We start from the raw sequence: 12,879 nt of genomic DNA, 5'->3' as shown, positions 1-12,879 counted from the left end.
AGTGACTAAGGAGTGATCACGTGCCTCGACAGCTTGAGCGCAGTTCCATTCATGACGAGACCTGCCCGAGGTTCCAGGAGGCCCTCGAAGTCGTCGGCCGCCGCTGGACGGGCTCGATCCTGGGCGCAGCCGCCCAGGGGGCCAGGCGATTCGGGGAGTACCGGGCGATGATCGACGGCATATCCGACCGCCTGCTCTCCCAGCGGCTCAAGGAACTCGAACGTCAGGAACTCATCAGAAGGACCGTGGTCCCGACCACGCCCGTGCAGATCACCTACAGTCTCACGCCCCTGGGTGACGCTCTGATCGACGCGTTGCAGCCCTTGGTGAAGTGGAACATGCGAAGAGCCGCTGAGGCCACCCATGCCCTGATCCATGCGGGCACGGACGGCAGACCTGCCTGAAGCCTTTCGCTGAGTGCCTCGCGCACGCGGGTGTCCCGGTGGCGTGATGACGCCCGCGCCTGTGTCCGAGGCGGTGTGCTGGGCAAGTGAGGACTTGAGCGGCAATGGCCACCCTTGTACCGCTCCTTCGGCGTGCCGGGGCTCGTGCGAGCCCGGCACGGCTGGTGATGACGGTGAGTGTCCTTGACGGTGGACGTTTCGCCTGCTGTGCGCCAGGAAAGGCATCGGACAGCCCGTGATGTGGGCGTCGGCGGTGAGGTGCGGCACAGGGGCGCCGGAAGACCACGGTAGATCACCGCGCCGTTCGGTCAGGTCTCGCGGATATCCTCTCCGACGGCCCGGGAAGCGGAGACGGGGGAGACGGACGAGTCAATGCGGAATCCGTCTGATCGGCGCCTTGACAGGGGTGCGCCGCCTACCCACCGGGACTGCATGATCACGATGTCGCCGGCCCCTGTCGCTACCTCGGCGTTACCGGCTACCTCCTGCCACCTCGGGACGGAAAGGGGGCCTGCAAGCCCCGCCTGGGTCATGTTGAGGCGATTGCATAGAGACGCGCTCCCGGGTGCGGATCAGGCCTCACCCATCCGAAGCGGGGAAGAAGGATCCGCTCGGAGGGTGATCAGATGTTCGGGCGTGAGCGCCTGCGCCGGACGGCGCGCGCGGGCTTACCGGGACGCGTCGGCTCCACGACACCCTCGCTGGCCTCGGTCTGCTCGTTCGCCGTGACTCCGCGCGCGATCGCGTACATCATCTCCTGGAACGCGGTCTGTGACTCTTCGGGCAGAACGGAGAGAAGCAGCCCGTCGACCTCGTTGACCTTTGCGTGCAGCGCTTCATACAACTTTGTGCCGTTCGGGGTGGCCACGATCCGTCGGCTCCTGCGGTCCGCCGGGTCCGGCTGGCGTTCGACCAGGCCGGCCTCCTCCAGGTCGTCCAGCAGGTAGGTCATCATGGTGCGGTCAACGCCTAGTCGGTCAGCGAGGAACCGTTGGCTGCACGCCTCTCCTCGAACTGCGGCGGCGAGAATGAAGTAACCGCGAGGGCCGCCGGTGAGGTTGGCGACAGTCGTCTCAACGGACCTTGCGTAGGCGCGGAAAACCACGCCGATTGCGAAACCGAAGTCGTCCTCCAGCAGAGGCGTCACCATTGGTGAGTCCGCTCGGTCAGCCTTGCTTCTTGACGTCACTGTGAACCTCCCATCCTCGGTGCGGCATCGGGACACCCATTCCATCCCAGACTAACCTTTTTGGCAGAAGGTATGCAACGCCTACGGTCTGCAAGGGATATCGAAGGCCGCTGGTCACGTTTGCATTCGGCCGAGAACCAGATTGGTCCGGGCGTGGCAGGGGTCTTCGTGCCCTGCCCCGCCGTTCGGCCCGGTTGTTCCTGGGCGGGCGGTGGCACTACCGAGTCCGTCGGGGATAAGCCCCACCGCGACGACCGCGACGAGCGTGCTGATCGGCGCGGATTCGTGTGTGATCACGCGGTGACGGCTCGGGGCTCAAGGCAGGACTCGAGCCCGTACGTGTGATGGTGCCGCCCGATGCAGACGGCTTTATTCGTCTCCGACCGTTGCGCCGCGACCTGTGACGACGTTGACCACACCAGAGGGAAGGACCGCGGCATCGAACGCTTCCATGATGATCTGTGTCTGCATTGCGCTGAGTTCGCTGGGGCTTCACTACGACCGTGCATCCGGCAGCGAGGGCAGTGGCGACCTTCTGCGCCACGAACACAGCGCTGAGGTTCCACGGCGTGATCGCCACCGCGGCGCCGAGCGGGTCCATCGAGACTGTGGTGCTGCCACGGGTTTGCTGGAATGTGCCGACGCCGAACCGCATCCCTACCGCCGTGCCTGAGAAGGACCGCGCTTCCCGCTGCCCCGAGAAGCCGTCAGTGGCCGCTCGGCTCTGGCTTCGGCGCGGGGATGAAGGCAGCGACAAGGAGGGCGGCGACGCCGGCAAGTGCCAGGACCGCAAAGCCGTAGGTGTAGCCGTTCTCGGTCGGCAGGCCGCTGGCGGATGTGTGGGCTCCGAGGATGCCGCTCATAACGGCCACACCGACGGACCCGCCGATGGTGCGAACGTTGGCAGTGACGCCGTTGGCAACCCCGGTCTGGTCAGGGCGGACGGCGGCGACGATGACGTTCGACATGGTTGAGAAGGCGATGCCAAGGGACACCCCCATCAGCGCCAGGGCAGCTGCGATATGCCAGCTGCGGTCATGTTCGACGGCGAGTGCGACCACCGCCACGACGTTGAGCGCCGAAGCCGCCACGAGGACGTGACGCGGCCCGAACGCTCTCACCAGTTGTGCGGAGAGCAGTCCGGCGAAAAACATGGTCACGGTCATCGGCAGGAGCAGCAGTCCGGCCTGGGTGACGCTGGCGCCGAAGCCGTAGCCGGCTCCTGGCGGTGTCTGCACGAAGATGGGCAGGAAGGCCAGTACGGCGAACAAGCTGACGCCGAAAAGCATGGAGACGAGATTTGTCGTCCACACGGCGGTGCTGCGCATCATGCGCATGTCGATCAAGGGGCGGTCCGACCGCTTTTCCGTAATCACCCACCATGACGCGAGTACGACGGAGGCAAGGATGGGCAGAGACACCGCGGGCGACGTCCAGCCCCATTGGGACGCCTGAGCCAACGGCACCAGCAGTGCCACGAGCCAGCCGGCCAGCAGCGTTGTGGCGAGCCAGCTGACGGGAGTGGAGTTCCGGGCGGACGAGGACGGTATGGCAACCCGGGAGGCGGCAGCGGCTATGAGGATCAGGGCTGCCGGGAGCCAGAACAGCGACCGGATACCGAAGGTGTCGGCCAGCGGCCCTGCCACTACGACGCCCACGCCACCGCCTACAGCGGCCAGCGCTGCGGCGATCCCGATCGCACCTGGCCTCTTCTCCCGCGGTAGCTCGTCGCGGATGATGCCGAAGGCCAGCGGAAGTACTCCACCGCCCACCCCTTGCACCACCCGGCCGCAGAGCATGAGGGAGATGTCGGGCGCCGCCGCCGAAATGGCCGAGCCTGCTGCCAGGATGACCAGTGAGACGACGAGGACACGGTCCTTGCCGTAGCGATCGCCGAGACGACCGACTACCGGTGTGCAGACCGAGGCGGAGAGGAGGAAGGCGGTCATGACCCAGGGGATCAGACTCGGCGTTGTGCCGAGGTCCTCCTGGAGCAGGGGCAGCACGGGACTGATCAGTGACTGCAGGAGAGCGAATGCGAAGACAGCGAGGAGAAGAACAAGCAGGGTGACTTGCGGGGGATGGGAACGGGATGCCGAAAGTGAAGGCATGAGTCACCTACGTCTGAGCGAGATGCCACCGGCCGGTATGTACGCCGTGAGGTCTCCGGTCGGCCGGTGAGCGCGTGGTGGTTCCAAGAAGGAGGCACCGACAGGCCTGGCTGCCTGGGGGCACCGCTGCCGTGCGGTGTTGAGCGCCGCGTCACGGTCCTTAACCGACCGGGACGGCGATGCGCAGCACCGGCTTGATGACGTCACCCCGAGCAGCGTCAGCGAACGCCGTGTTGATGTCGTCGAAGTCGTAAAAACGCACAAGACGGTCGATCGGGAAGTCGCCGGACTGGAAGAGCTCGATGAGATAGGGAATGAACTCCTGTGGCTGGGCATCGCCTTGGACGATGCCCGCAACGCTCTTGCCGAGAGCGAGTTCGGCCGCCGGCACTGCAGCCTCGGGTGAGCCGCCCGCCACGAGTCCGACCTGGCCCATCGAGGCCAGAGACGCGACAGCGTGGCCAAGCATCTCCGGACGGCCAGTGGTGTCGAGCACGAAGTCGCTTCCCCTGGGCACAATCTCCTTGATCGCTGCGGCCACGTCCTTGTGACGCGCATCGATGACATGGGTCGCGCCCAACTCTTCCGCCAGACCAAGGCGTTCGGCGTGCACATCCACGGCTATGATCTTGGCCGCGCCGGCCACACGGGCTGCCATCAGGGCACCGAACCCAACGGCTCCGACACCCAGTACGGCGATCGTCGCTCCGGCAGGCAGCGCGAATGAGTTCATCACGGCCCCGGCACCCGTCTGCAGCCCGCACCCGAGCGGAGCCAGCACCTCCAGCGGAGCGTCATGAGTCACCTTGACGGTGTTCGAGACACTCGTCAGGGCATGCGTGGCGAACGACGACTGGCCGAAGAAGTGTCCGTTGACATCTCCGTCCGAGGCCTCGGTGCGGTGCAGGCCTCGAGTGCCGTCGAGCCGTGCGCCGGAGAAGTTTGCGGCGAAGGCCTGATCACAGTAGGCCGGGTGGCCACTGAGACAGGCTTCGCACCGACCGCAGGACTGAAACGACAGAACGACATGATCGCCAGGCTTCAGGCTGTCTACCGACGCCCCCACCTTCTCAACGATGCCGGCCCCCTCGTGTCCGAGCACCAGCGGGAGCCCGACTGCAATGCGCTGGTGCCAGGCGTGGGCGTCTGTCTGGCAGATGCCTGTGGCTACGAGTCTGACCAGTACTTCGCCGTCCCGGGGTTCGTCGAGCTCTAGTTGCTTGATCACCAGCGGCTGACTTTGGCCCTCCGCTACTGCTGCCCGGATGCGCATGGCGTGTCCTCGTTCTCTGGTGAGCGCCGCTACGGACGCCTAATCATTGACCCTGTAAACCATGTTTTAAAGAGACGGTCTTGTCAACAGATAGTGGCCCTCGTCACGCATTAATAGCAACGACGTGTAATATTTTAAATACTTACAGTCATTAGAGCAGGTGGTGACGCCCGGATCAAAGTTGATCAGTGGGTGTGCGATGCGGAAGGATTCATCTTCTTGACAAACGGTCTGCCTAGCAGCACGCTTGCGACATACGTTCCGCGGAGTCCCAGGTGCTCTCGACGCAGCCTCGGCTCAGTGCCGGGAAGACTGTCGTCTCTGCCGAGGTCGACACCGGTAAGTCATCTGCCGCACCCGAGGGCCCCGCCCGGTCACAGACAAGGACGACCATGGCTAGCAAGTACGGCGACTTCTACTCGACCAAGTGGGGCTTCCCGAAGGCTCTGGCTTCCGAGCACGTGCCGTCTCCGAAGCAGTTCATGCCGGAGTACCTCAACGACCCCGCCTTCTACGAGAAGGGCTACCACGTCGAGAACGTGGGCGACGGCGGCAACTTCTACTGGGTCACGAGTCCGTCCGGGTACGACGGAGGCTTCGTCGTCACGGGCAGCGGCGTCATCGTCATCGACGCTCCCCCCGGACTAGGCGAGAACCTCCAGGCAGCGGTGCGCTCCGTCACCCGGGAGCCCGTCACCCACCTGATCTACAGCCACTGGCACTCGGACCACATCGGAGCGGCATCCCAGTTCGGCCCCGAAGTCAAGATCGTCGCGCATGACATCACGCGGGAGCTGCTGACCCGCTTCCCCGACAAGTACCGTCCTCTGCCCACCGAGACGTTCCACACGGACGCGGAGCTCGAGGTCGGGGGAGTCAAGCTGGAGCTGTCGTACAAGGGTGCCGACCACACGCCGGGCAACATCTACATTTACGGCCCGGAACAGAAGGTCCTCACCAAGATCGACATCGTGAGCCCCGGTTCCGTGACCTTCATGCACTGCGACGTCTCGGAAAACATTAGCGGCTTCTACCAGGCCCACGACGACATCCTTTCCTACGACTTCAAGGCGCTCATCGGTGGCCACATCTCCCGCTGGGGCACCCGCGAGGACGTGGAAATCGTGCGCGAGTACTGGCACGACGTTCTGAACTTCTCCCAGGAGGCCCTGCGGGAGATGAGCAACATCGAGGCGCTGCAGGGCTTCATCGAAGGGCTGGGCCGCGAGCACCAGCTCGTTGGCGGTGAGAACTGGATCAACTCGATCGCGAACTACGTCACTGAAAAGACCCTGACCAAGACCACCTCCAACGGTCAGACCTGGCCTGAGCGGCTCGCCGGCGCAACCGTCAACACCAAGTACCACGCCTGGACCGTCGCGGAGACCTCTCGCACGGAGCGGACCCACTTGGGCTACCAGAAGGAGGGGACGGGCGGCCCCTTCTACATCGCCTGATCTGCACAGTGCGCCACGGATTGCGCGACCGCCCCTCGCCGGCGGTCGCGATCCAGCCTCAAGGCTTCCCGGCCTGGGCCAGTTGCCGCGGCAGAACTGGGCACTCCGCCAGGTCGCGACACCGAGCCGCTACTGCATGCGCCGGGACGCCCCACCCGGTCTCGACCACGACGACAGGGACAGAGCGACCTCCTGAGACCACGCCCCGGGGACCTCCGGCCTCTCGGCTAACACCGTTGCCGTAATCGGCACGTTCGCTTTCGACACCGCACCTATTGAGCCCGTGCCGCAGCGTCACAGGGCTCGTGTCAGGCATTGGATGAGACATGGAACTGGGAATCACCTTCGATCCGGCCAAGCTGAGTGCCGCTGACGGCGACTGGATCGAGCTGGCCAGACTGGCCGAGGAACGCGGTCTCACATTGGTCGTCATCGACTCCCACGCCCTGGCCGATCATGCCCCCAACCAGCCAGGCGCGTCAGTCGGCATGGATCCGTGGACTGCTGTCTCCTGGCTGGCAGGAAGTACGCAGCACATCACCCTCGGCGTGGTGCCCCCCAACGCGTCCAGGCTCTCCCAAAAGGATGCATCGGCTCCCTACCGGTCGGTGGTGACGAAGGCCGCGCAGAGTTTGCAGGCCCTGGTTCCGGGCCGACTCGTGACCGACGCCGCAGCGTGGGTGACCGCATCGCGGAGCGCGTCGGCTGATGAGCTGGCGACCGCGGCCGAAGGCGGCCTACCAGTGGTCGTGCCCGTCGAGTCACCCCAGGATGTCGAGCGGCTCGCGGACTTGATGAAAACCGCACCCAAGACCGCCCGTCCAAGTCGCCCTCTGGCTGTACGAGCCCGCCGCCGCCCCGGTATCGACTACGACGCGATACCGGAGACCTTGGCCCGCCACGCCGTCGAGCCCGGAGACCCCACCTATCACGGTGTCGCATCCAACTACTTGCGAGGCGGCAAACCCGGCCTTGTACTGCGCCCCGGAACCCCGGACGAGGTCGCAGATGCTCTGGGCTTCGCACGCGAACACACCCACCTGCCCCTCGGCATACGCAGCGCTGGTCACGGCGTGAGCGGCCGCTCCACCAACGTCGGCGGCCTCGTTGTCGACCTGGGCCGCATGAACAGCGTCGAAGTGCTGAATCACGACCAACGCCTGGTACGCATCGGACCAGGAGCGACGTGGAAGCAAGTCTCCTCCGCCCTGCACCCTCACGGTTGGGCAATCGGCTCCGGCGACTACGGTGGCGTCGGCGTCGGCGGACTGGCCACAGCGGGCGGCATCGGACTACTGGGCCGCGCCCACGGGCTCACCATCGACCACCTGCGCGCCGTCGAGATGACAATCGCCGACGGCAGTCATGTCCGGGCCGGCGCCACAGAACATCCCGAATTGTTCTGGGCGGTGCGCGGGGCTGGCGCGAACTTCGGCGTGGCTACGGCATTCGAATTCCAGGCGGACAGAATCGGGCCAGTGGGCCATGCCCAACTCGGATTGGTCACCACAGATATCACGCAGGCGCTGACCGACTTCGGCAGGATCGCCTCCGAAGCACCCCGAGACACCACGGTATTCTTCATCACCGGGCGCCCCCAGCAGGGCCACTGGAACATCCAACTTCTCGGTCTCGTCGACAACCCGGAACCCGATGTGATCGTGGAGCGGCTGACGCCCTTCGCGCAGATCGGGAGGCTCACCCAGCAGCAGGTCGTCGTCACTCCGTATGCCGGCGTCATGGCATCCGCAGCCGACGTCGGCCCGGACGGTCACCGCGGCTTCGGAGAGCCGGTTTCCCGATCGGGCTTCCTGCCTACGCTCACCTCCCAATTCGCCAGTGACGCTGCCGACCTCCTGCGCTCCGGGCAGGTGCACTTCTTCGAACTCCGTGCCATGGGCGGGGCTATCGCCGACGTCTCCGCCGACGAGATGGCCTTTCCACACCGGGCGTCAGCTTTTCAGGTGACAGCCATGGGAGCCCGCCACGACAGCTTCAACCAGGTCTGGGACCCGCTTCGCCGCCACTTCGACGGCCTCTACCTCAGCTTCGAGACCGATCCCAGACCCGAGCGACTCCACGATGCTTTCCCGCCCGCCGTCCTGCAGCGGCTGCGGGAGGTCAAGCGCCAGTACGATCCGGACAACCTCTTCCGCGACAACTTCAACATCGACCCCTACCCGGGCCTGCGGGCCATCTCGGCCGACGCACGCGAAATGTGAGGAGCTCCCCGTGAGTGACTACGGACACGATCTGCTCTTCGGCTCGTTCATCACCCCAGCCGCCGGCGCAGCCCAGCAAGTCGTTGACCTGGCTGTCACCGCGGACCGGGCAGGCCTGGACCTGGTCACCTTCCAGGACCACCCTTACCAGGCCTCGTTTTTGGACACCTCCACCCTTCTCGCCTACGTGGCAGCCCGCACCCAGAGGGTCCATGTCAGCGCGAACGTGACAAGTCTCCCCCTGCGTCCGCCGGCTGTCCTGGCACGGGCGGCGGCCTCGTTGGACAATCTTTCCGGCGGCCGTTTCGAACTGGGCATCGGCGCCGGCGCCTTCTGGGACGGCATCGAAGCCATGGGCGGGCGCCGCCTGACGGCCGGACAGGGCGTCGAGGCCTTGCGTGAGGGCATTGCCATCATCCGTGACCTATGGGACACCGACACCCGCGGCGGGGTTCACCACCACGGCCAGTACTACGAAGTTGACGGTGCCAAGCGAGGGCCACGGCCAGCACACGACATCGCCGTATGGGTCGGTGCCTACAAGAGCAAAATGCTCGCCCTGACCGGCGAGGTCGGCGATGGCTGGCTGCCGTCCATCGAGTACTTGCCGCGAGGAGTTGACTCGCTACCCGAAATGAACGCCCGCATCGACGAAGCCGCAGAGTCGGCGGCGCGCACTCCGTCATCCGTGCGCCGGCTGATGAACTTCATGCAACCCCAATTCGCACCCACATCACGCGGTCCCCTCAATGCACCTGGCGAGGCGTGGCCGGAGCAGATTGCTGAACTCGCCCTGGACCACGGAATCAGCGCGTTCATCATCGGCGGGGACGACCCAGCGATGATCGAACGCTTCGGCGCCGAGATCGCTCCTGCCGCCCGCGAACTGGTTGCCAGGGAGAGAGACCGTTGAGATTGACAGGCACGCACCCAGACGTCTGCACCTCCAGATCAACGACGCGGCCTGCCGGCGTACCCGCGTAGAACTTCCCTCAAGAACTACTCGCCGCACTTCAAGCGCGACACAAACGTGACCCTCTTGGGCCTGTCACCCAGGTAGACATCCGGCCGGCACTCGGCACCGTTTTGCGCCGGCGGGCGACGTCTTCCAGCTCAGTCCGCCACCGGTGCTGCACGTAGGGGCCGAGGTACTGTTTCGGCCCAGTCGCGGCAGTACCGGGTGAGGATGTCCCGCTCCCCGATCGAGGGCTCGCGACGCATGCCACGATGCCTACCGGACGTAAAGGCCACTGGCACGTGTGGCGTCAGGCATTGAGGCCCGCGCGCTGCCGCCCTGGGCAACGGTTGCCTGACACGACGTCTATGGCCTCTTGCAGAGGGGCTCCCTGCGGGGTGATCGAGAGGCCGGCATCTGACGATGTCGACTGGCCGAAGCGGCGGGGGCATGACCGTCCGAAGCCAAGTAGTGGGGGCCCGGGGCTGAAGCGCTGGCGCTCCGGGCCCCCACACGTGATCACGCCCCTGAGGGGATGGAGAGGTCGCGTGATCACCCGTCCAACGACGTTGCCCCCACTCGGTCACGCGCGTGTTGCATATGCGTCCGTCACGGTCAGGGCCCGCGCATGCCGAGCCTGTCCGGCGCAGCGGGCGCGGACACTCGCAAGGTGCCATGCGCAGTCGTCAGCAGCGCGCCTGTCGGCGGTTCTGGCCGGTGGGCGGGTCGGCATGAGAAAACGCATAGCGCTGCTGCCGATCTGTGCCTCACCCCCGGCCCTTTCTCCTGCGGCTCCCGCGATGCCGGGCAGGCATCACGCAGCGTCAATGCCGAAGAAGCGGCCGGAACGGTTCACCGTAGTGGACCGCCGGGTCGAGGAGGCGCTGCGTGCCGCCGCGCGACCGCAGCCGGGATCGCCCGCCGCCCAAGGGTCCCGCCCGGGTGACAGTGTGTCCGACCTGGTGTGACGCGCGGGTGAAGGCGTCACACCAGGTCGGCTGCCAGGCCCGGTCGGGGTGCGAGGAGTGGCCGGGTAGGCCAGGTGTGCCGGCCGTCCGTCGTGTCGCCGCACGGTGAGCTGCCGGTTCATCGGGGTCGCCAGGGGACAGCGGGCGAAGAGATGTCTCAGGCGAACACGATGCCGTCCAGGAGTTCCTGAAGGCGCAGTCCGTACTGGGCGTCGAGTTCGGCGGACGTCCCTGTGCGCACGGTGGTCGCGAACTCGCGGCGCAGGACGGGCCAGCACTCCTCGTGGTCGATCTCCGCCGTGTCGTAGACCAAGGGCCTGCCGGGCCCGAACAGTTCGACCCGGGTGATCACTCGCTCCACGTTGACGGACCCGGACAACGACGCCTGGCTCACGGCGCCGTTGGCGTGTTCGCAGGTCAGTTCGATCCACTGGCGGGGGTCGCCGGTGGCTCGGATGCCGGTGATGGGGCCGACGGCCGTGTCGAGGAGGTCGATCAGGTGAGGGCCGAGGTCGAGCAGGGCACCGTGTTCGAGACGCCAGCCGGTGGCCATCTCACCGGCGAGGAAGGCTCCGTGGAGGTAGCAGGAGCGGGCGCCGCGGACGTCGAGGGTGCGAGCGGCGTCGACGAACGCGCGGGTCGTGGGGTGGTAGCGCTTGGTGAGGACGAACTGGGAGACCACGCCTGCCTCGGCGACGGCGTCCGCCACCCGCCGGGCGGCGATCAGGTCGGGACCGAGGGGCTTCTCCAGGAGAACGGCCTTGCCCGCCTTCGCCGCCAGCGGGGCCAACTCGGCCTGGACGGCGGGCGGGACCGCGAAGGCGACGGCCTCGCAGTGATCCAGCAGCTCGTCGAAATCGGCGGCGACATGTGCCGCGTGCGGCGCCGCGGCCTCGCGCGCCGCGTCGGTGCGGCGGGCCCAGACGGCGGCCAGTCGCGTCTCGGGCCCGGCGGCGAGGACGCGCGCATGCATGGCACGGGCCCACGGGCCGGCGCCGACGAGCCCGACCTCGACGGGTCGGTGGGGCCAGGGCGGAGAATCGGTCATCACGGCTGCTTCCTTCTTGCTCTCGGTGGCGCGACGGTCACGGGGACAGCCGGCTGAGGCGGTCGTCGGCGTGCTCGGGGGAGTAGAGCAACCTGACGACCATGGCGGCGGCGCCCACGAGGCCCGCACGGTCACCGAGTTGCGAGGAGACGATGTTGAGATTGGCGGTGGTGCGCGGCATGGCCCGCTGGTAGAGGACCTCGCGCACCCCGGTGGTGAACGGAATGCCCGCGAGGTCTCCGGCGATCATGAGGACGCCAGGGTTGAGGAGGGTGACGACGGTCGCCAGCACGGTGCCCACGAGGCGTCCGGCCTGCTGGGCCAGTCGAATCGCCTCGGGGTTGCCGTCGGCCAGCAGGCGCCTCACGTCGGAGCCCGAGGTGGTCGGCAGGCCCTGTTCGGCCAGGGCCCGCGCCAGCGCCCTGCCGCTGGCCACGGCGGCCAGGCAGCCGTACGAGCCGCACATGCACAGGGCGTCGGGATGATCGTGCAGGCGGATGTGCCCGATGTCGCCGGCGCCTCCGTCGATGCCCCGGTAGACGTCGTCGCCGATCACCACGCCCGCGCCGATACCGGTGGAGACCTTGACGAGGACGAAGGAGGCGCAGTCACGGTAGTGGGCCTGCTGCTCGGCCAGCGCCATCAGGTTGGCGTCGTTGTCGACGAAGACCGGGACCGGCCCGGCCTCCCCGCTCTCGCCCACCTGCGCGGCGTAGACCTCCTGGAGCCGCTCACGGATGGGGTACTGGTCCCAGCCGGGCATGATCGGCGGCTGGACGACGCGGGCCACTTCCCAGTGGACGGGTCCGGGCACGGACAGGCCGATGCCGCAGACGGCGGCCGGGGTGATGCCGGCCGCCGCGATCAGGTCGGGCAGCCGGCCGGCCACCCGGTCGAGGACCTGATCGGGTCCTTGGGCGATGTCCAGGTCCCCGGTGTGCTCGGCCAGGACGGTCCCCGCCAGGTCCACAACCGCGGCGCGGGCGTGGCGGGTCTCCAGGTCCACCGCGATGACGGAGGCGTGGCGGGGATCGAACTCGATCTGGTCGCACGGCCGGCCGCCGGTGGAGGTGCCGGTGGTGTGGCGCAGCCAGCCGGCCCTGTTCAGCAGGTCGAGGCGTTGCCCGACGGTGGAGCGGGAGAGTCCGGTCACACGCTGGAGGTCGGCGCGGGTGTTGGCGCGGCCGCCACGGATGAGCTGGAGCAGCTCCCCCGCGCTGACCTGGTTCGATGTCATCGGCTCTTCCTCACG

Annotated in this window: 9 protein-coding genes and 2 pseudogenes; 4 read left to right on the top strand and 7 right to left on the bottom strand. The window is 67.0% G+C overall.

Annotated elements, in window-relative coordinates:
- Positions 1-20: 20 nt before the first annotated feature.
- Entirely contained in the window at positions 21-404 is a 384-nt protein-coding gene (locus B100_RS0128705) for a winged helix-turn-helix transcriptional regulator (protein ID WP_024887848.1), read from the top strand.
- Between the two features lie 622 nt (positions 405-1,026).
- Here the strand turns inward: B100_RS0128705 and B100_RS34390 are convergent.
- The 5 genes and pseudogenes from B100_RS34390 to B100_RS0128690 form a co-directional block, all read right to left on the bottom strand.
- Positions 1,027-1,554 carry a MarR family transcriptional regulator gene (locus B100_RS34390; RefSeq protein WP_024887847.1) on the bottom strand — a complete coding sequence of 176 codons (528 nt, stop codon included), beginning with the start codon at positions 1,552-1,554 and terminating at the stop codon, positions 1,027-1,029.
- A 408-nt stretch (positions 1,555-1,962) separates the two neighbouring features.
- Positions 1,963-2,070: pseudogene (locus tag B100_RS37785) on the bottom strand (aldehyde dehydrogenase family protein); the annotation flags it as partial.
- 25 nt (positions 2,071-2,095) lie between these two features.
- A pseudogene (locus B100_RS37780) lies at positions 2,096-2,248 on the bottom strand (aldehyde dehydrogenase family protein); the annotation flags it as partial.
- A gap of 52 nt (positions 2,249-2,300) precedes the next feature.
- Positions 2,301-3,704, bottom strand: coding sequence for an MFS transporter (locus tag B100_RS0128695; RefSeq protein ID WP_024887846.1), 1,404 nt, complete (start codon positions 3,702-3,704; stop codon positions 2,301-2,303).
- Positions 3,705-3,864: 160 nt separating this feature from the next.
- On the bottom strand, positions 3,865-4,977 hold the full coding sequence (locus B100_RS0128690; protein WP_024887845.1) for an NAD(P)-dependent alcohol dehydrogenase: 1,113 nt from the start codon (positions 4,975-4,977) through the stop codon (positions 3,865-3,867).
- Positions 4,978-5,369: 392 nt separating this feature from the next.
- On the opposite strand from B100_RS0128690, the gene B100_RS0128685 reads away from it, so the two are divergent.
- The 3 genes from B100_RS0128685 to B100_RS0128675 all read left to right on the top strand — a co-directional run bounded on the left by B100_RS0128685 (position 5,370) and on the right by B100_RS0128675 (position 9,569).
- Positions 5,370-6,434, top strand: a complete 1,065-nt coding sequence (locus B100_RS0128685; protein WP_024887844.1) for an MBL fold metallo-hydrolase — start codon at positions 5,370-5,372, stop codon at positions 6,432-6,434.
- Between the two features lie 326 nt (positions 6,435-6,760).
- Positions 6,761-8,656, top strand: a complete 1,896-nt coding sequence (locus tag B100_RS0128680) for an FAD-binding protein (RefSeq protein WP_024887843.1) — start codon at positions 6,761-6,763, stop codon at positions 8,654-8,656.
- Between the two features lie 10 nt (positions 8,657-8,666).
- Positions 8,667-9,569, top strand: coding sequence for an LLM class flavin-dependent oxidoreductase (locus tag B100_RS0128675; RefSeq protein WP_024887842.1), 903 nt, complete (start codon positions 8,667-8,669; stop codon positions 9,567-9,569).
- Between the two features lie 1,167 nt (positions 9,570-10,736).
- On the opposite strand, the gene B100_RS0128670 is transcribed toward B100_RS0128675, so the two are convergent.
- Positions 10,737-11,627, bottom strand: coding sequence for a Gfo/Idh/MocA family oxidoreductase (locus B100_RS0128670; RefSeq protein WP_024887841.1), 891 nt, complete (start codon positions 11,625-11,627; stop codon positions 10,737-10,739).
- A 37-nt stretch (positions 11,628-11,664) separates the two neighbouring features.
- Entirely contained in the window at positions 11,665-12,864 is a 1,200-nt protein-coding gene (locus B100_RS0128665) for an ROK family protein (RefSeq protein ID WP_024887840.1), read from the bottom strand.
- Between the last annotated feature and the right edge of the window lie 15 nt (positions 12,865-12,879).

The sequence above is a fragment of the Streptomyces sp. CNH189 genome (assembly GCF_000527195.1).
This window is presented reverse-complemented; position numbering and strand designations above follow the sequence as displayed.